The organism is Salinicoccus hispanicus (genome assembly GCF_009831115.1).
Classification (GTDB): domain Bacteria; phylum Bacillota; class Bacilli; order Staphylococcales; family Salinicoccaceae; genus Salinicoccus; species Salinicoccus hispanicus.
This window is the reverse complement of record NZ_WUUK01000003.1, coordinates 45,270-63,282: the sequence shown is the minus strand read 5'-3', so window position 1 is coordinate 63,282 and position 18,013 is coordinate 45,270. Positions and strand designations below refer to the sequence as shown.

At 49.0% G+C, this 18,013-nt stretch carries 18 protein-coding genes; 8 read left to right on the top strand and 10 right to left on the bottom strand.

All coding sequences use genetic code 11. The annotated features are described in order from the left end of the window. Positions 1 to 125 precede the first annotated feature (125 nt). Complete coding sequence (locus tag GQ671_RS07825; RefSeq protein ID WP_246153205.1) at positions 126 to 992, top strand: aldo/keto reductase; 867 nt, start codon at positions 126 to 128, stop codon at positions 990 to 992. A gap of 87 nt (positions 993 to 1,079) precedes the next feature. On the opposite strand, the gene GQ671_RS07820 is transcribed toward GQ671_RS07825, so the two are convergent. The 6 genes from GQ671_RS07820 to GQ671_RS07795 form a co-directional block, all read right to left on the bottom strand. After that, positions 1,080 to 2,159, bottom strand: a complete 1,080-nt coding sequence (locus tag GQ671_RS07820; RefSeq protein ID WP_160655244.1) for a glycerate kinase — start codon at positions 2,157 to 2,159, stop codon at positions 1,080 to 1,082. 12 nt (positions 2,160 to 2,171) lie between these two features. Then, entirely contained in the window at positions 2,172 to 3,077 is a 906-nt protein-coding gene (locus tag GQ671_RS07815; RefSeq protein ID WP_160655242.1) for an acetamidase/formamidase family protein, read from the bottom strand. 22 nt (positions 3,078 to 3,099) lie between these two features. After that, positions 3,100 to 4,122, bottom strand: coding sequence for an NADH:flavin oxidoreductase/NADH oxidase (locus GQ671_RS07810; RefSeq protein ID WP_160655239.1), 1,023 nt, complete (start codon positions 4,120 to 4,122; stop codon positions 3,100 to 3,102). A gap of 178 nt (positions 4,123 to 4,300) precedes the next feature. Then, positions 4,301 to 4,720: an arsenate reductase (thioredoxin) gene (gene arsC / locus GQ671_RS07805; protein ID WP_170288669.1), complete on the bottom strand. Its 420-nt coding sequence runs from the start codon at positions 4,718 to 4,720 to the stop codon at positions 4,301 to 4,303. Between the two features lie 17 nt (positions 4,721 to 4,737). Beyond that, complete coding sequence (locus GQ671_RS07800) at positions 4,738 to 6,042, bottom strand: arsenic transporter (RefSeq protein ID WP_160656317.1); 1,305 nt, start codon at positions 6,040 to 6,042, stop codon at positions 4,738 to 4,740. After that, positions 6,042 to 6,386 (bottom strand): ArsR/SmtB family transcription factor, encoded by a 345-nt coding sequence (locus GQ671_RS07795; protein WP_160655236.1) that lies wholly within the window; start codon positions 6,384 to 6,386, stop codon positions 6,042 to 6,044. The genes GQ671_RS07800 and GQ671_RS07795 overlap by 1 nt, the downstream gene beginning before the upstream one ends. 181 nt (positions 6,387 to 6,567) lie before the next feature. On the opposite strand from GQ671_RS07795, the gene GQ671_RS07790 reads away from it, so the two are divergent. The 3 genes from GQ671_RS07790 to GQ671_RS07780 all read left to right on the top strand — a co-directional run bounded on the left by GQ671_RS07790 (position 6,568) and on the right by GQ671_RS07780 (position 9,266). Next, entirely contained in the window at positions 6,568 to 7,509 is a 942-nt protein-coding gene (locus GQ671_RS07790; protein ID WP_160655233.1) for an agmatinase family protein, read from the top strand. 51 nt (positions 7,510 to 7,560) lie between these two features. Beyond that, a complete protein-coding gene (locus GQ671_RS07785) occupies positions 7,561 to 8,781 on the top strand; it encodes an Nramp family divalent metal transporter (RefSeq protein WP_160655230.1) in 1,221 nt (406 codons plus the stop codon). Positions 8,782 to 8,846: 65 nt separating this feature from the next. Next, on the top strand, positions 8,847 to 9,266 hold the full coding sequence (locus GQ671_RS07780) for an OsmC family protein (protein WP_246153204.1): 420 nt from the start codon (positions 8,847 to 8,849) through the stop codon (positions 9,264 to 9,266). 37 nt (positions 9,267 to 9,303) lie between these two features. Here the strand turns inward: GQ671_RS07780 and GQ671_RS07775 are convergent, their stop codons facing one another. Together GQ671_RS07775 and GQ671_RS07770 are read right to left on the bottom strand one after the other, a co-directional pair. Further along, the gene (locus tag GQ671_RS07775) at positions 9,304 to 9,915 is read right to left on the bottom strand and encodes a hypothetical protein (protein ID WP_211364902.1); all 612 of its coding nucleotides are present in this window, start codon (positions 9,913 to 9,915) and stop codon (positions 9,304 to 9,306) included. Between the two features lie 14 nt (positions 9,916 to 9,929). After that, entirely contained in the window at positions 9,930 to 11,441 is a 1,512-nt protein-coding gene (locus GQ671_RS07770; RefSeq protein WP_160655227.1) for a potassium/proton antiporter, read from the bottom strand. A gap of 80 nt (positions 11,442 to 11,521) precedes the next feature. Here GQ671_RS07770 and GQ671_RS07765 point away from each other — a divergent pair, with 80 nt between their 5' ends. After that, positions 11,522 to 12,232 carry an ATP-binding cassette domain-containing protein gene (locus GQ671_RS07765; protein WP_160655225.1) on the top strand — a complete coding sequence of 237 codons (711 nt, stop codon included), beginning with the start codon at positions 11,522 to 11,524 and terminating at the stop codon, positions 12,230 to 12,232. Here GQ671_RS07765 and coaW read toward each other — a convergent pair. Next, positions 12,227 to 13,024: a type II pantothenate kinase gene (coaW, locus tag GQ671_RS07760; protein ID WP_160655222.1), complete on the bottom strand. Its 798-nt coding sequence runs from the start codon at positions 13,022 to 13,024 to the stop codon at positions 12,227 to 12,229. The genes GQ671_RS07765 and coaW overlap by 6 nt on opposite strands. Before the next feature lie 83 nt (positions 13,025 to 13,107). Further along, positions 13,108 to 14,676: a BCCT family transporter gene (locus GQ671_RS07755; RefSeq protein ID WP_160655219.1), complete on the bottom strand. Its 1,569-nt coding sequence runs from the start codon at positions 14,674 to 14,676 to the stop codon at positions 13,108 to 13,110. Between the two features lie 153 nt (positions 14,677 to 14,829). On the opposite strand from GQ671_RS07755, the gene GQ671_RS07750 reads away from it, so the two are divergent. The 3 genes from GQ671_RS07750 to GQ671_RS07740 all read left to right on the top strand — a co-directional run bounded on the left by GQ671_RS07750 (position 14,830) and on the right by GQ671_RS07740 (position 18,004). Further along, the gene (locus GQ671_RS07750; RefSeq protein WP_160655216.1) at positions 14,830 to 15,660 is read left to right on the top strand and encodes a GNAT family N-acetyltransferase; all 831 of its coding nucleotides are present in this window, start codon (positions 14,830 to 14,832) and stop codon (positions 15,658 to 15,660) included. A gap of 73 nt (positions 15,661 to 15,733) precedes the next feature. Next, positions 15,734 to 16,270: a DNA-directed RNA polymerase subunit delta gene (rpoE, locus tag GQ671_RS07745; RefSeq protein WP_160655213.1), complete on the top strand. Its 537-nt coding sequence runs from the start codon at positions 15,734 to 15,736 to the stop codon at positions 16,268 to 16,270. A gap of 138 nt (positions 16,271 to 16,408) precedes the next feature. After that, positions 16,409 to 18,004, top strand: coding sequence for a CTP synthase (locus GQ671_RS07740; protein WP_160655210.1), 1,596 nt, complete (start codon positions 16,409 to 16,411; stop codon positions 18,002 to 18,004). Positions 18,005 to 18,013 lie beyond the last annotated feature (9 nt).

Genomic DNA, 18,013 nt, shown 5'->3' with positions numbered 1-18,013 from the left:
TGCAACTTGATACTCTGATGAATTTTCTTATTATATATTTTAACAGAAACACCGGTGGCTATGATGACGAATGGAATATTTGTAATATGTTTGATATATATGAGCCAAGTGGAATATGATGAAAGATGAAAGCAACTATGAAAGGATTGAGGAACGTGGGGCGATCAATTGAAGATACGTATACACTGCATAATGGTGTGGAGATGCCGATTATCGGACTTGGTGTATACAAAGTCGAGGAAGGCGATCAGATGAAGGATGTGCTGCTCTCTGCACTTGAAGCCGGCTATAGGCATATCGATACAGCCTCCTTCTATGGCAATGAAAAAGGTGTAGGGGAAGCGATTAAAGCATCCGGTCTGCCAAGAGAATCCTTGTTCATTACGACGAAAGTATGGAATGATGATCTAGGATTTGAAGAGACTTTGAGAGCTTTTGACATCAGTCTCGAAAACCTTGGACTCGACTATCTCGATCTCTACCTGATCCATTGGCCGATCGAGGGCAAATACACTGAAGCATGGCGGGCGTTTGAAAAATTATACGACGAAGGTAAAGTGAAGGCGATTGGCGTCAGCAACTTCCATCAGCAGCACCTTGAAGACATATTTGCAATGTGCCGCGTGAAACCGATGGTGAACCAGCTGGAATACCATCCGTATCTTGCCCAGACAGAGATGCGCGCCTACTGTGAGTACCATGACATCAAGTTGGAGGCATGGGCTCCTCTTAACCGCGGCGGCGTATTTGAAGAGCCGGTCATTCGGGAACTGGCGGAGAAATATGATAAGACACCCGCCCAGATCATTTTGAGATGGGATGTACAGAACGGTGTGTCCACGATCCCGAAATCCGTGAACCGGTCCCGTATAGCAGAGAATATCGATATCTTCGATTTCGAGCTCAGTGATGAAGATATGAAGCGGATTGATGGTCTCGACAGGAACCAGCGTATAGGCAAGAACCCTGACAACTTCAGCTTTGATGACTAAAAAACTGTCCGGAATCATTGATGTGCACCCCTAAAGTTGAATTTTTGGAGTTCAACTTTAGGGGTGCACTACACATCCGGACAGTTTTTATTTCGAGAATATCTCTTTTATCTTCTTTTCCAAGTAGGATGATGTGTCTTCCATCACTTGCTGAATATCGTCTTCTGTTTCTGCCAGGGCAAATGCAGCTGTAAAGTGGTCACTCAAATCCTCAGTCACCTGCCCTGATATCAGATAGCATGGCTTTTCATGCTTCATGGCAAGCTTCGCAACGACGGATGGCACTTTGCCATGGAGGGTCTGGCCATCACTTTTCCCTTCACCGGTAATGACGGCGTCCGCCTCCATGATCGCCGCTTCGAGATGAATCTTTTCAGCAACCAGATCACCACCAGGTTTCATCCGGGCTCCCAGATTCATCAGCATCCAGCCGAGGCCACCAGCAGCGCCGGCGCCGGGAGCATCGGGGTCACTTTTCGGGAATACTTTAAGAGCTTTTTCCGATAGGTGGCGAAGCATCTTTTCGAACAATTCCACTTCTTCAGGGGCAATCCCTTTCTGTGGTCCGAATACCGGTACGGCACCGCGTTGACCGAGTAGAGGATTGCTGACATCGGAAGCGATGGTCAGGGTGATACTGTCAAGCTTGCGAAGAGAGTCTGTATCAATTGATGTGATTTTTGAAATATCCCTGTTGAAGATGCCGCAAGGCAGTCCATCCACTCCGGTAGCCCGGCCGCCGAGTGCCATGAACATCCCGTAACCCCCATCATTTGTAGCTGAACCACCGAGACCGAGGATGATATGATCAGCACCCTGATCCATCGCGTGCATGATCATCTCGCCGACGCCGAATGTAGTCCGGTCCTGGGGATTTGAAGAAGTAATGAGATGAAGGCCGCAGGCTTCCGCTGTTTCAATGACTGCTGTGCCATCTTTGAAATAGTAGACGCCTTCGACAGTTTCTCCTTCAGGGCCGGTAATATTGACGGTAATCTGTGCGTAGCCTTCATTACTGAAACTTTGGAGCAGTCCATCTCCGCCATCACTCATCGGTTTCATGATGCCCGTGTGCCCAAGTCTTTCGAGTGATGCTTTCATCACTGCCGCTACTTCACGCTGATCGAGTGTCCCTTTATAGGAATCCGGTGCAATGACTATTTTCATTCTACCCCCACCCTAATTGAAAGAAATATCGTAGTGTTCCAGTACATGGCGCGGCACGAAGAAACGTGCCGTCTTGAGCGGGTCGACGACCTGGTTGATCTGTGTTTCACCAACAAGGCTCATCAGCATCGTCATTTCGGATAGTGTCAGATTGGTATGCGGATGGAGGAGAGCAATCATCTGCTTTACCGACTCTTCGACTGCTGTATCCAGGCTTTTGTCTGAAACCATCATATGAATGCCATCCTGGTCGATGACCACAGGGTGCTGTGTCGCCATATTGTGGGCCTTGTCCAACGTCACTGTGATCTTTGCGCCGACTTCGAGGCCGCTGACACTGATCTCGCCATCACCCATTTTGGCATGGACGTCACCGAGGCCGAACAGCGCACCATCATGGAATACAGGAAGGTAGAGTTCGGCGCCTGTCGTAATCTTCTTGCTGTCCATGTTGCCACCATGGCGTTCAGGCGTACCATTGTTGACCGGCGCGTTTTCCGGTGCGACCCCGACGACACCGATCATCGGATTCAGCGGTAGTTCCAGTCCATTGAATGAAACATGGCCGTCTGCAGCATTCACTTCGAACATCTTTGCTTCCATGTGCTCGAGTGATTTCCCCATGACACCAAGTCCTGGCCCGGTCAGCATGACACCGCGGGAATCGAGCGCAATGTCATCAATCGCGACTTTGAGTACATCGCCGGCTTTTACACCTTCTACATATATTGGGCCGGTGGCCGGGTTGATCTGGTCCCAGTCAAGAGTGTCGAGTACTGTATCCGCAGAAGTGATCTGGCCCTGGAAACAGTCATGTGTCTCTATTTCAATGGTATCTCCAGTGTCGACTGTCAGTGCGGCTTCATTATCTTTTGACATTGCGTAGTAGAAATGTGATTTATTCAAGGAATGTTTCATCTATCAGTATGCCTCCAGAATTCTAATATGCGCGCTCGTACTGTTCAGGGATCAATGATTCGCTCTTTTCTTTTTTCTCCTGTAAAGCATTCAGCACCCAGTAGGGGTCCCGCAGCAGACCACGGCCGATGGCAATGAGGTCCGCCTCTTCTGAAGCGACGACGTGTTCAGCGAGATTGACATCATCCAGCAGGCCGACAGCCATGACCGGAATGCCTGTTTCTTCATGGATGGTTTTCGCATAAGGGACCATATAGCCCGGATAGGCGCCGGGGAAGCGGTCTTCGGATGGTTTCCCCTCGCCACCTGCCGAAACATCAATCATATCGACTCCGGCTTTGATATACTGCTTTGACAGCCAGACGGCATGATCCAGGTCATAACCCCCCTCCGCAAATTCAACAGCAGATATTCTCAAGATGAGCGGCATCTCTTCCGGCATGACCGATTTTACCGCCTCTATGACTTTGCACCCGAAAAGACTCAGGTCCTGCCCGTATTCATCCGACCGCTTGTTTGTGCGATGGGACTGGAACTGATGGATGAGATAGCCGTGGGCGGCGTGGAGTTCGATTGTATCAAAACCAGCTTCCACTGACCGCTTTGCACCCCAGCGGAATGCATCGATCATTTCCTCCACTTCCTCAGTGGATAGTTCATGAGGGGTCTTGAAGTCATCGCTGTAGGCGATAGGAGAGCTGGATACAGGCAGTTCCGTATCCCGTGCCTTTCTGCCCGCATGGGCCAGCTGTATACCGACCTTCGCACCATGACGATGGCACGCATCAACGATACGTTTGTAGTGGGGGACGTGTCCATCGGACCAGATGCCGAGGCAGTGGTCTGTAATTCTTCCCCTTGATTCAACATTCGTCATTTCGAACAGGATCAGCCCGGTACCACCGACCGCCCGTGAAGTATAGTGGGTGAAGTGCCATTCGTCCGGTATCCCATCCACCGCACTGTACTGGCACATCGGCGCCATGACCAGCCTGTTGCGCAATTCCAAACCTTTGATTGCATATGGATCAAATAAAGAAATCATCAAACCCCTCCTTGTTCTAATACATCCATTGTTATGCAAATGGCAGCAAAGTTCAAAGATAAAGCCCCTGAATTGACAAAATAAATCAACTTTTTAAATAATTGCTGTCATGCAACAGCATTGAAGGTATGTAGGTGAACTGTAAATAGAAAGAGGAGGCCCTCAGAGCCTCCTCTTTCTATTTGCCTTCATTTTTGAATCGGATGATCCGCTCTTCGATGGCGTCGCGTACATCTGCAAAGATGGCGTGAACTTCCTCTTCAGAGCCCGTGGCTTTCGCAGGGTCCTCGAACCCCCAGTGCATACGGTTGACGTGCAATGGGGTCATCGGACAGTTGTCATTGGCGTCACCACAAAGGGTGATGACGTAATCGGCACGGTTGAGCAGGTCGTTATCGATGATGTTCGATTGCTGATTGGTAATATCAATGCCGGCTTCTTCCATGATATCCACGGCTTTCGGATTCAGGCCGTGTGCTTCGATTCCGGCAGAATGGACTTCATATTGGCTGTCCAGATGCTTGTGGCCAAAAGCTTCCGCAATCTGGCTTCTGCATGAGTTGCCTGTGCATAGAAAATAGATGATGGGTTTGGACATGATAATTCTCCTCTATATTATGAAATGATGAGCAGCCATAGGTACAGTCCGAACAGTGTTATGAACAGGACAGGTATGGTCAGCATGATGCCGATCTTGAAGTAGTACCCCCAGGATATATGGATACCTTTTTTCTTCAGTACGTGTAGCCAAAGTAGTGTTGCCAGTGAGCCGATTGGGGTGATTTTAGGTCCGAGGTCGGATCCGATGACATTAGCATAGATGAGCCCTTCCTTAACCAGCCCTTCTGTGCCGGACTCGGCAATTGCGAGCGCATCGATCATGACGGTGGGCATGTTGTTCATGACAGAGGACAGTATGGCGGCAGTGAAGCCCATTACCATTGTACCGACAAACAGTCCCTGGCTGGCGGCGGCACCGATAAATTGTCCAAGGATGCCTGTCAGTCCGGCATTCTGCAGCCCGTATACAACAACATACATACCGAGAGAGAAGAAGACGATATCCCAGGGGGCGCCTTTGATGACCGACTTGACTGGTACAGCCTCACTACTTCGTGCCATCAATATGAAGAACAGGGCGATGATACCGGCAATGACGGAAACGGGTATGTCGAGTGGTTCACTCAGAAAGTATCCGATGAGCAATAGGGCAAGCACCGGGAACGACCATGAAAACATGCGCCGATCCCGAATTGCCTCACGAGGACGCCTAAGTTCAGTCAGATCATAATCCGCAGGCAGGCTTTTCCTGAAGAATATGTAGAGAACGAGTATGCTCGCAAGAATCGAGAACAGGTTCGGTACAATCATGCGGGAAGCATATTCAATGAAGCCGATGCCGAAGAAGTCGGCAGAGACGATATTCACCAGATTGCTGACGATGAACGGCAGGGAAGCAGTGTCTGCAATGAATCCGCTGGCCATGATGAATGGCATGACCATCTTTTCAGTGAAGTTCAGATTCCTGACCATTGCGAGTACAATCGGTGTCAGTATCAGTGCAGCACCGTCATTGGCAAACAGTGCGGCGACGATGGCACCGAGCAGGATGATATAGACGAAAAGCTTCAGACCGCTCCCTTTGGCAAAACGTGCCATATGGAGTGCGGACCATTCGAAGAAGCCGATCTCATCCAGTACCAGCGAAATGAGAATGACAGCGACAAAAGTCAATGTGGCATTCCAGACGATGCCCCATACGGTGGCTACATCACCAAGGCTCACCACACCGAAGAGCAGGGCAACGATTGCACCGATACATGCGGACCAGCCGATACCAAGGCCCCGCGGCTGGCGGATGACGAGAAACAGAGTGACGAGGAACAGGACGACCGCAATGATGGACTGGAAGCTCTCCATCAGCAGCAATCCTCTCTGCTGCATGACGTAATCAAGGATGAAATGTGTGCATCGATATCCGGTATGACAGCAATAAGTTCAGGAATCATTTCGTAGAAAGGACTGTCTTCATTCAGTGAAAGATACGTCCAGTAGCCTTCTTTCCTTTCATTGATGAGACCGAGCGTACGCAGTTTCTTCAAGTGCTGGCTGACAGCCGGCTGGCTCATCTGGAAGCATTCTGTAAAATCACAGACGCAGCACTCACGCCTGTTCATCATGGCGATCATTGACAACCTTGTACGGTCACCCATGATTTTGAATAGATCGGCCGCCTGGCCGATATTCATTTTTATTTTTTCCATAGTACACCTCAACCATATAAGTATTCATTTATGTAGCAGCACAAATTATATAAGAGTTCTATTATATGGTCAATGGGAAGATGAATTTTCCAAATAACTGAAATATTATAATAACTGAATGCATTCGTGCATATATATTGATATAATGGGAAGAAATATGAGCTTACTTGGAGGTAGGGAAATGGTTTCAAATATTTATGGCAATACGCCCCCGATGCTGGGAGCGAAAAATCTTACGGGTGCCAAAGACTATGATACGGATGTACTGATCTATGGGGTGCCCTGGGAAGGGGCATGTACATGGGGCGATTACACAGGGTGTGAACTGGGTCCGAAACAGATCAGGCTATCTTCAGCCAGGTACAGTACATATCTTCCTGAACTCGATCATATCAATGTCGAAGATCATCTGACTCTCGGTGATGTCGGTGATGTCAGCGTCATCCCGCATGACGTGCCGGGAACGATGGACAGGATTGAGTCTTTCGCAGAAAACCTATGGAAAAGCGGTAAATTCCTGGTGGGATTCGGAGGCGACCACGGCATTACTTATCCTGTGGTCAAAGGGCTGACGAATACAGGGAAGAAGGTCGGTATCATCCACCTGGATTCCCACTATGACAATATGCCGCACTACGAAGGGGATCCGTTTGCCAGAAGCACGCCATTCATGCGCCTGTATGAAACGGAAGGTGTAAGGAATGAAAGCTTGATCCACACTGGAATCAAAGGGCCCCGCAACAAGCCTGAAACAGGGAAGTATGCGAAAGAAGCCGGCGCTGTCACCTTGACCATCAATGATATCAAAGAAGCATCGGACCTGAGAGTCTTCGCCAATGAAATATATGATATGGCTGCGAAAGATGTAGATGTAGTCTACTTGACCATCTGCAGCGATGTGCTGGACTTTGCATTCAACCCGGGCGGCCCGGTGGATGGCAACGGCATCACTTCACATGAACTGGTCACGATGATCTATGAATTCGGCAAACGTGGCCTATGCGGCATGGATTTTGTTGAAGTCTATCCGCAACAGGACCCGAATCAGAATTCAGCACACTTTGTATCGACAGCAGTGCTCTACGTGCTTGCAGGTCATGTGCACGGCGGGCATGCAAAATAGAAATGGATGAAAGGGAGATGACTCCCTTTCTTTTGGACAGGAGTGTAAATATTGAGTAGAAACAGTGTAGTTGAAAAATTGAAAGTCATCGGACCTGGTGCCATCATCACGGCATCGTTCATCGGTCCCGGAACTGTCACTACAGCGACAAGGGCAGGCGCCGGATTCGGCTTTGCACTGTTATGGACGATACTGTTTGCCATTATTGCAACGATAGTGCTGCAGGAGATGGTTGCAAGAATCGGCATAATTACCGGAGAGGGACTTGGAGAGAATATAAGAGATCTTTTTGATAATGTGATATTGAAATTTGCAGCGGTATGGCTGGTCATGATTGCAGTATGTGTAGGGTGTGCGGCTTACATAAGTGGGGATCTGCTTGGAACTTCACTCGGTGTATCCTATCTCTTCAACATTCCGGAAAATTATGTTGCACCGGTCATCGGCGTCATCATTCTGCTGCTCGGACTCAGCGGAAGCTATAAGATCATTGAGAAAGTCATGATTGTGCTGATCATCATCATGAGTGTCACTTTCATCACTACGATGTTTGTGTCCGCTTCTGATCTGGGGGCGATTCTAAGAGGGGCGTTCATTCCCGGAATACCCAACGGTTCCATACTTACAGTCATTGCGCTGATCGGGACGACAGTTGTGCCCTACAACTTCTTCATCCATGCATCCACAGTCAGTGAAAAGTGGGATAGCGCGGATGGCTTGAAGGAATCCCGGATGGATACCATCATTACGATCACCGTCGGAGGGCTTATTACAGCAGCGATTCTGATCACTGCAGGTGCACTGATCCAAGGAACTGAAGTGACAAGTATTGTACAGCTTGCCGCACCACTCGAACCTCTCATGGGAGACCTGGCACCACTCTTCATCAGTATCGGTCTCTTCTCGGCTGGTCTTTCTTCAGCAATTGCATCGCCGATGGGTGCAGCGGTAACCGTCAGCAGCTTCATGCGCTGGAAAGGCGGCTTTGATAATAATAAATATAAACTCGTCTTCTCCGCCATCATCATTCTTGGTATCATCACTTCAGCGATCGGGTTCGAACCACTGGAAGTCCTGCTGTTCGCGCAAGCCTTGAACGGACTGATCCTGCCGATCATTGCGATACTCATCATGGTTCTGATCAATAAGAAAAGTACGATGAAGGAACATGTCAATCCATTATGGCTGAACATCATCGGATGGGTCATCACAGCGGTCGTCTCGTTCCTCGGCATATACAGCCTGATAGATGCAATTTCCTCATTCCTATAAGTGCCTCACTATTCACAGAGTACTGGAATAGATTATAATGGACGAAAAGTGAATGGGAGGATGAAATGATGAAAATCAATGCGCAATGGACAGGCGGAATGGCCTACGATTCCAAAGGAGATGCGTCCGGATACCAGGTGACGATGGATGCAGGCAGCAAAGTCGGCGGCAACGATGGTGGACCGAGACCGATGGAAATGCTGCTTCACGGTGTGGCCGGATGCATGGGCATCGATCTCAATGTCATCATGCGCCATAGCATGGATAAGGTGGAGTCGATAGAAATAGAAATCGATGGTGAACGTGCTGAAACGGAACCTAAAAGATTTACACATGTAGAAATCATCGTAAAAATCAAAGGTGACGTCAGCGAAAAAGTTGCACAGCGCGCAGTCAAGCTGTCAGCTGAGAAATACTGCTCTGCCATCAATTCATTGAATGCAGCAGTTGATACGAAGCTCGAACTGAATGGTGAAATGAAGTAGCATGAATAAAGAAAGCAGGCCATTTGGCCTGCTTTCTTTATTCGTCGTAGAAGTCGGTATCGGATAGATCCTTATACTGGAGGATGATCTCCGTAATTCGGTCTTCCTGATTGTAGTTCATCATCACATACTGGCCATTCGACGTATCGCTGTCATAGAACATTCTGAAGTCAGAAACTTCATCACTGCTCGGCCAGCCGTACTGCTCTACAGCATCCTGCTTGGTGAAGTCTTCAGGGAAAATGATGATACCATCCACTTTGAGCTCGCTGGTATCTTCTGATTCACCGGCTGACTGTGGAAAGTTGAAACCGATATGGTCGTAATGGTAATAGGTACCATCGACGACGCTGCCGGATCCCGCGGGTTCACCAAGTATCCCGGCCATATAGTCGTAGCTGGAGTGGACGGATATGGTTCTGTATTCATAGCTGCCTGAAAAGAAATTTGAAATGAAGGCCGAACTTGTAATATCAATTGGTTGGACTTCAGGTGGTTCCGGTTCTGCTGTTTCCTCTTCTGCAACCGTCTCTTCGGTCGACGCCTCGTCTTCTGCTTCAGATGATTCAACTTCTGCCGGACCGTCATCAGAGTTCAGACAGGCCGTAATGAAAAATGAACTCATCAGCAGAGTAATGAAAAATTTCATTGTTGCGACACCTCCTAGGTCTTCTCTTCATCAGCATGCGGCTCAGTGCGCTTCGACTTGCCGCCTTTATTTTCCTTTTCCTTTACCTTGCTGAAATAGGCTTCGGTGCGTTCGCGCAGTTTCCTCGGCATCATGACATAGATGAAGTCCTCTGAATGCATGACTGTTTCACCATTTGGCGTGATCAGCTCCTCATCTCTGATGATGGCGATGACCAGAATATCCGGCGGCAGATCGAGATCTTTTATTTTTGCATTTTCGTGGGCCGACTGCACCGGTAATTCGATTCCATAGATGTCATTCTGTGTCTGACCGAGCGCTAGCAGCTCTACGGAATACGCGGGGGTGTCTGTTTCCCCTTCATCAAACCCGAGCCAGCGTGCGACAGGGGTGATGGTGCTGCCTTGAAGGAGCGCGGAGAAGATGACGATGAAGAATACGACATTGAATATCAGATATCCGTTTTCAATGCCACTGACAAGCGGGTAGGTCGCAAGTACGATGGGAACGGATCCGCGGAGTCCGGCCCATGAGATGAACACTTTCTCCTTGAAATCATATTTGCTCGCAATGAGCGTAAGGAATACGCCGATTGGGCGGGCAATGAATATAAGGATGAGAGCCATCAAAATACCCTGGATGGTGTAGTTGAATAGTTCATCAGGGAAGGCGAGCAGTCCAAGCATGATGAACATGATGATCTGCATCATCCATGCGAGTCCCTCGTTGAAACGCAGTATGGAATGCTTGTAGGTGAGGGGACGGTTCCCCATGAGAAGTGCCATGATATACACGGCAAGCAGACCGCTTGCGCCGATTACTTCTGCAACACCGAATGACAGCATCGCAAAGCCGAGCGAGAGTACGGGGTACAAGCCGGACGCTTCCAGGTCGATGCGGTTGATGACATAGACGGCAAGTCGTCCGATGATGATGCCTACGAGTACGGCAATGCCCATCTGCCAGAAGAAGGAAAGAATGAGTAGAAAAACATTAGTTTCTCCCGGCATTTCAATGATGGAAATGATGGTGACGGTCAGGAACACCGCCATCGGATCGTTGGTTCCGGACTCGGCCTCGATGGTTGATGACAGTTTCTCTTTGATGTTTTTACTGCCGAATACGGCAAAAACAGCGGCTGCATCGGTCGAGCCGACAATGGCACCAAGCAGCATGGAAGTCATCAGATTGAGGTCGAGTATGAAGTAGGCGAACACGCCAAGAATCAGGCTGGTAAGCAGGACGCCGATAGTAGCAAGCAGGACGGCCGGAACGGCGACCTTCTTTATGGCAGTGATGTTTGTCTGCAGCCCGCCTTCAAACAGTATGATGATGAGTGCGATCATACCGATCAGCTGGGTCGTCTCCACGTCATCATAGTAGATGACCTGATTGAGCAGTATGCCGATGATGATGAACAGCACCAGTGAAGGGAAACCAAGCTTTGAGGAGAATCTGGTGATTACCACCCCGAGAACGAGGACGATGGCTACGAGAAGAATAGGCTGAGTTATGTAGACATCCATTAAAAACCTCCTTCTTATTTTACATTTGTGTATATAATTATAAGTGACTCATATAGAAAATACTAGTAGAGGTACTTGTCATGTTAAAAGTTGAACAGCTTAAAATCGCATATGAAAACTTTCGAATAGACGTTGAAAATGCACTTTTTTCCGAAGGTCTGAATATCATCCTTGGTCCGAATGGAGGGGGCAAAAGTTCATTCATGAGTGGGGTGATCGGCTATGATCAGCTGGATATTGAGTTGAGGGAAATATATTGGAACAATCAGCCACTGGGCAGGGTGCACAACATCATCAGCTATCTGCCTCAGGAGAATCCGAGGTTCAAAATAACAGTTGCCGACTATCTCGTCATGACCACAGGCAATGTGTCGACAGACGCCTACTCGACAGCTGTCGAGCATTTCAATATCGCACAGCTGACTGGGCGGTCGATTGAGGCATTGTCAGGCGGTGAGTTCAAGAGAGTCCAGTGTGCACAGGTCTCCCTTGAGAACAAACCCGTCATCATGATTGATGAAATGGAACAGGGGCTCGATCTTAAATACCAGCATGAGATGATGAAATGGGTGAAAGGTGAAGGGGGTCACAGAACAGTCATTGCAAGCATGCATGATGCAGCCCTCGCACTGACCTATGCAGATACCATCACTCTGGTGAAAGGCGGCCGGATCACAGGGCCCATGCCGCCTGGAGCTGTTACTCCTGAAATGCTTTCTGCATGCTATGGCCTGCCTTTGGAAATAGAGTCGAGGGCGGGCTCCACGCTGGTCTATCACAGACAGCTATAGAATGGCGCCGAGTGCACCCGAGTATTCCCCATCAGCAATGATATGGGCTCTGGCGCCTTTCAATCCGGCGTAGCGGTTGATGATCTCCTGCATCACCTTATTGTCGAGAAGCGTGGAACCGATGAACACGATGTCCGTCGTGTCATATCCTTCAGCCAGGCTGATCCCGACGGCTGTCACCGTTTCAGCCACGAGACCGATGACGGCCTGCAGTTTGTCGGCCGGTTCCAATGCCGCCACTTCCCCGGACATCACATTGCCGAAGTTGCTTGCGGTCAAGTCACCTGGGATGGGCGTAGGCCGACCGCCATATATGTGGTGTACCTTGAGGTCGATTGCGTCCCTGTTTCCTGTTTCTGCGAGCTGGATGATTTCAGTGTAGTCATCGATGTCGACCAGCAGCTTGGAGAGACCGAGCAGTGTACCGCCGCCGACACCCGATCCGCCGACCCGCTCCTGACCTTCCGGGGATGCATGATGGAAGCTCGTGCCTGTGCCTACATTCAGGTAGACAAACCGATCGAGATCAACACTCTGCTCGTGCATCAATGTTTTGAGCCCTCTGTAGGTGGCGTCGAATTCTATCGAAACCCCATGGTTCTGGTTCAGTTTTTCCGCCATATATTCAGCTTTGCCTCCGGTGAGGAAAAGCTCATCGTGTGCATATTGCGAATCGAGTACTTCGATCAGTGCGTCCACTTCTGTAGAGGGCCATTTTTCGAATTTTCTATAGCCATCATTTACGTATGCTACCTTTATCAAAGTACCGCCTGCGTCAATTCCAATTTTCATAAGTTGCCTCCGCATAAAAAGAATGTCATTGGTTTTATTATACCAATGACATTCCCTGTTCGTAATCCTTAATTTCAAGTCCCTCAGCGTTCCTTGCGCACGCGTCGTTTCATCGCTTCATTCGGTTCCCGCCTCAAGGACTTCGATACCGAGAAGATCATCGCTATGAGCACAACGCCGAAAGGCAGTCCAGCAAGCAGCGAGGCCGCCTGCAGGCTCGTCAGTCCGCCGGCAATGATCAAAGTTACTGTCAGCGTACCGATCAGGACGCCCCAGATGATTTTCAATCTTGTAGCCGGTGCTTCCGTATTGCCGGATGTCATCCCTGCTACAATGAATGTTGCAGAATCGGCAGAAGTGACCAGGAAGGTAAAGATCAGCAGAATTGATAGCGCAGAGAGTATCTGTGTCATAGGCAACTGATCATAAAGGGCGAAAAGTGCCGCCGTATCATCCTCGAGCACAAGTGCACCAATATTGGTGCCGTTGAACAGATCGGAGTAGATGGCTGTTCCTCCAAGTGCACCGATCCATATGAAGGACAGCATTGGTGGGATGATCAGGATGCCAAGGACATATTCCCGGATCGTCCGCCCTCTCGAAACACGGGCGACGAATGAACCGATGAACGGGCTCCATGCAATTACCCATGCCCAGTAGAAGACGGTCCATTCCTGCACCCATACTTCTCCGGAATAGGGCTGCATTCTGAGCGAGTATCCCACGTAGTTCGACAAGTAGTCGCCGAGACCGACGATGATGCTTTCCATGATGAAAGTGAACGGTCCTACTGCCATGACGAAAATCGTGATGACGGCAGCCAGCAGCATGTTCAGGTTACTGAGCCATTTGATGCCGCGCTTCAGTCCGGTTGTCGTGGACAGTATGAAAAGGCCGGTCATCATTGCCGTAAGTATGATCTGGGTCAACGGGCCGGATGGAATACCATACGCGATATTAAGCCCACCGTCCATCTGCATGATACCGAGGCCGACTGACGTCGCCATTCCGGTTACGGTTGCAATGACAGCCAGTATATCAATGGTCTTGCGTGCTTTCTTATTATAGTCGGCACCAAGCAGAGGCTCGAGCGAAGTTGAAACCAGCCCATCCTTCTGTTTCCTGAACTGGTTATAGCCGATGGCCAGACCCGCTATGCCGAATATGGACCATTGCGAGATGCCCCAGTGGAAAAATGAATATCCCATCGCCATGCGCGCCGCTTCAACGGATTCCGTCTCCCCGCCAAGGAATGGCGAAACCATATAGTGGCTCATCGGTTCCGCCACACCGAAGAATACGAGTCCAACGCCCAGTCCAGCAGAGAACAGCATGCCGATCCAGGAGCGGAATGAGAATTCAGGCTTCGACTGGTCGCCTCCCAGCTTGATCCTGCCGTATGGTGAGAGGGCAAGGAAAAGCAGGAATACCGCAAAACCGAAGACTGCAATCATGAAGAACCAGCTGAAGTAGTTGGCAACCCACCCATATAACGCCTCTGAGCCTGTTTCAAAACTTTCTGGTATGACGGCTGCAAAAACCGCAGCCACCAGTATGATGATGGTAGAGACCCAGAATACGAGTCCGAGTTTGGATTTCTGGTTGGAGTCCCCTTTGTTCTTGGATGTTTTGTTCAAATTGTCGTTAACCAAGTTTTTTCCCCCTAGAAATATAGTCTAACCTCAAATACCCCTATAAATTTCAACTAAACAACTGAAAAATGTTGTATATCCTGATGACTATTCTATACTTGAAAGGGTAAAGAAGATATTACATCAAAAAATGTTTCGTGAGGAGGAACGATGATGAGTAGTATACATATTCGTCCTTTTAAAGAAGAAGACAGAGAGAGTCTTTCAGCTTTCAAGCTGAGCGAACAGCAGCAGATCTATTCCAGTCTGCCGTCGGATGTACTGGATGATTCCATTCGGGACCCTGATCGCACACCATGCGTCGTGCTGAACGAATCAGATGACATCGTCGGTTTTTTCGTACTGCATAAGCATTATCAGCACGAAGGGTATGCAACACCTCATGAAGTGGTGTACATCCGCTCCCTGTCAATCAATGAGGAGCTGCAGGGAAGAGGGTACGGAACCAAGGTGGCAATGTCACTGCCGCTGTTCGTACAGGAGCATTTTGCTGCCTTCGATCATCTTTATCTGGTTGTCGATGCAGAGAACCAGGGTGCCTGGAACTTGTATGAGCGCGCGGGATTCGTCCATTCGGCTACAAAGGAGAACGGACCGATCGGCGAGGAACGTCTGTACTACCTTGATCTGGATCAGAAGTACGTCCACAATATCAAGCTGGAGCAGGACGACTCGACCCGACTCCCGGATATGAAGGTGGACATCATTCTTAACAAGGCTAAGTCTGCTGGATACATTGAAGGGAAACTGGAAGGGGACACGCTCCATATCGTCCATCTTTTCATCGTGGAGACGGAACGCAATCGTGGCGTGGCCTCCAGTGCACTCAGACAGTTTGGAACGTTTCTGAGGCGCATGCGTCCTGAAGTGAAACAGCTTGTTGTATCTACGGATGATGCTGATAGGGCACGGCTTTTTGAAAGAGTCGGCTTCGTCATGGTCGATGAAGCTGAGAGAAAATATATGAAGTATATAAACTATTGAATTAGTTCTTGATTCATACAGCATTTACCTGTATTATATCTCTTGATATTCCAGACTGGAAAGGATGAACGAGATGAGACTCGACAAATACACCAAAGAGATGATGGACGAAAATTCTTTTATCGATATGTCATATATATATCTGCAGGATAAAGGCAAAGAAGCAAACCTGTATGACATCATCGATAAATTCAAAGACATTGCAGGATATTCCGATGTTGAAATAGACAATCGTATCCTCCAATTCTATACGGACCTGAACACGGATGGCAGATTTCTAAGTACAGGTGATGGTGTATGGGGACTTCGCGACTGGTACTCGGTCGATGACATCTCTGATAAGATTGCGCCGACGATCCATAAGTTTGAGCTTGCCGTAGATGACGAAGAACCGGTAGTGACGGATGACGAAGGTTTTGATGAAGCTTTCGACCAGGACAAGGACCTTGTCGAATCGGATGTAGAGAACCTGGACTCTCCAATCAATGGCGAGGCAGTGGAAAGTGAAGACGATATCGAGGAGTCCGTGGACGAAACGATTGCCGATGACGTCGAATATGATGATACGGACGATCTTGAAGACAGCTACGAGGATGAAAAGGATCTTTAAGGCCTGAACTTCCAGTTGACATTCATTAGAAAAGTGATATTATTTTTATTGGGCTCCCTGAAACAGGGAATGTAAAGAACGGCTCCTTTTCACCAAGGGTGGAAGGGAGCTATTTTTATTTTCACAGGAGGAAGTGCAATGACTAAATATATTTTTGTGACTGGCGGGGTTGTTTCCTCTCTAGGAAAGGGCATTACAGCCGCGTCACTGGGAAGGCTGCTGAAAGACCGCGGCTTCTCGATTACGATTCAGAAATTCGATCCATACTTGAATGTGGACCCGGGGACGATGAGCCCATATCAGCACGGCGAGGTTTTCGTAACGGAAGATGGCGCAGAAACCGACCTCGACCTCGGACACTATGAACGCTTCATTGATATCAATCTTCATAAATATTCGAACGTCACGGCTGGTAAAGTCTATTCCGAGGTGATCAAGAAAGAGCGCCGCGGAGATTATCTGGGAGGCACTGTCCAGGTGATACCGCACATCACCAATGAAATCAAATCCCGCCTGATGCAGGCAGGAGAAGAATCCAATGCGGACATCGTCATCACTGAAATCGGCGGTACGACCGGCGATATAGAATCGCTGCCTTTCCTCGAATCCATCAGACAGCTGAGAAGTGATCTGGGCCGTGAGAATGTCATGTATATCCATTGCACACTTCTGCCATATATCAAAGCTGCAGGTGAAATGAAAACAAAACCGACACAGCACAGTGTAAAAGAGCTGAGAGGGCTCGGCATACAGCCGGACATGATCGTAGTGCGCTCCGAGCACCCGATGGGCGAGGATCTGAAGGATAAGATTGCACTGTTCTGTGATATCAATAAGAAAAGCGTCATAGAAGCAAGGGACGAGGAAACAATCTATAATATTGTCATCCGTCTTCAGGAACAGGGCATGGACAACCTTGTGCTGGACCGTCTTGAACTGTCTGCCGGCAAGGAGGCTGAACTCAAGGACTGGAAGCATCTGCTGCAGAACCTGAACAGCATTGAAAGAAAGGTGACGATCGGTCTTGTCGGGAAGTACGTTGCACTGCAGGATGCCTACTTGTCTGTTGCAGAGTCGTTGAGACACGCAGGCTACGAGCGCCAGTCGGATATCGATATCAAATGGATCAATTCCGAGCATCTGACCCGTGAAAACTACGAAGCGGAACTTTCAGAAGTTGATGGCATCCTCGTTCCCGGGGGATTCGGTGAACGCGGTGTCGAAGGCAAGATCTACGCACTTCAGTATGCCCGTGAGAACAGAGTGCCGCTGCTCGGCATCTGCCTTGGCATGCAGCTTGCGACTGTGGAATTTGCACGTAATGTGGCCGGACTTGAAGGCGCCCACTCCAGCGAGCTGGATGAGAATACACCACACCCTGTCATCGACCTGATGCCGGACCAGAAAGATGTTGTGGATCTCGGCGGTACACTGAGACTCGGCAGCTTCCCTTGTGAAATCCAGCAGGGTTCGATTGCACGTGAGCTGTACGGCCAGGCACACATCGAGGAACGCCACCGCCACCGCTATGAATTCAACAACCAGTACAAGAAGCAGCTTGAGGAAAAAGGCATGGTATTCTCGGGTACATCACCTGATGGCCGTCTTGTGGAAATGATCGAACTTAGTGATCATCCATACTTTGTCGCTGTACAGTTCCACCCGGAATTCCAAAGCAGACCGACACGTCCTCATCCATTGTTCCAGGGTCTGATCAATGCCTGCATAAAATAAAAATCGAAC

What these genes read in the sequence shown, in the direction of transcription:
- GQ671_RS07795 (WP_160655236.1), bottom strand. Translation starts at nt 6,386, where the DNA reads ATGGAAAAAATAAAAATGAATATCGGCCAGGCGGCCGATCTATTCAAA.
- coaW (WP_160655222.1), bottom strand. Translation starts at nt 13,024, where the DNA reads ATGAAAATTGGAATTGACGCAGGCGGTACTTTGATAAAGGTAGCATAC.
- GQ671_RS07820 (WP_160655244.1), bottom strand. Translation starts at nt 2,159, where the DNA reads ATGAAAATAGTCATTGCACCGGATTCCTATAAAGGGACACTCGATCAG.
- GQ671_RS07815 (WP_160655242.1), bottom strand. Translation starts at nt 3,077, where the DNA reads ATGAAACATTCCTTGAATAAATCACATTTCTACTACGCAATGTCAAAA.
- GQ671_RS07800 (WP_160656317.1), bottom strand. Translation starts at nt 6,042, where the DNA reads ATGGAGAGCTTCCAGTCCATCATTGCGGTCGTCCTGTTCCTCGTCACT.
- arsC (WP_170288669.1), bottom strand. Translation starts at nt 4,720, where the DNA reads ATGTCCAAACCCATCATCTATTTTCTATGCACAGGCAACTCATGCAGA.
- GQ671_RS07790 (WP_160655233.1), top strand. Translation starts at nt 6,568, where the DNA reads ATGGTTTCAAATATTTATGGCAATACGCCCCCGATGCTGGGAGCGAAA.
- rpoE (WP_160655213.1), top strand. Translation starts at nt 15,734, where the DNA reads ATGAGACTCGACAAATACACCAAAGAGATGATGGACGAAAATTCTTTT.
- GQ671_RS07775 (WP_211364902.1), bottom strand. Translation starts at nt 9,915, where the DNA reads ATGAAATTTTTCATTACTCTGCTGATGAGTTCATTTTTCATTACGGCC.
- GQ671_RS07825 (WP_246153205.1), top strand. Translation starts at nt 126, where the DNA reads ATGAAAGCAACTATGAAAGGATTGAGGAACGTGGGGCGATCAATTGAA.
- GQ671_RS07765 (WP_160655225.1), top strand. Translation starts at nt 11,522, where the DNA reads ATGTTAAAAGTTGAACAGCTTAAAATCGCATATGAAAACTTTCGAATA.
- GQ671_RS07750 (WP_160655216.1), top strand. Translation starts at nt 14,830, where the DNA reads ATGAGTAGTATACATATTCGTCCTTTTAAAGAAGAAGACAGAGAGAGT.
- GQ671_RS07770 (WP_160655227.1), bottom strand. Translation starts at nt 11,441, where the DNA reads ATGGATGTCTACATAACTCAGCCTATTCTTCTCGTAGCCATCGTCCTC.
- GQ671_RS07780 (WP_246153204.1), top strand. Translation starts at nt 8,847, where the DNA reads ATGATGAAAATCAATGCGCAATGGACAGGCGGAATGGCCTACGATTCC.
- GQ671_RS07810 (WP_160655239.1), bottom strand. Translation starts at nt 4,122, where the DNA reads ATGATTTCTTTATTTGATCCATATGCAATCAAAGGTTTGGAATTGCGC.
- GQ671_RS07740 (WP_160655210.1), top strand. Translation starts at nt 16,409, where the DNA reads ATGACTAAATATATTTTTGTGACTGGCGGGGTTGTTTCCTCTCTAGGA.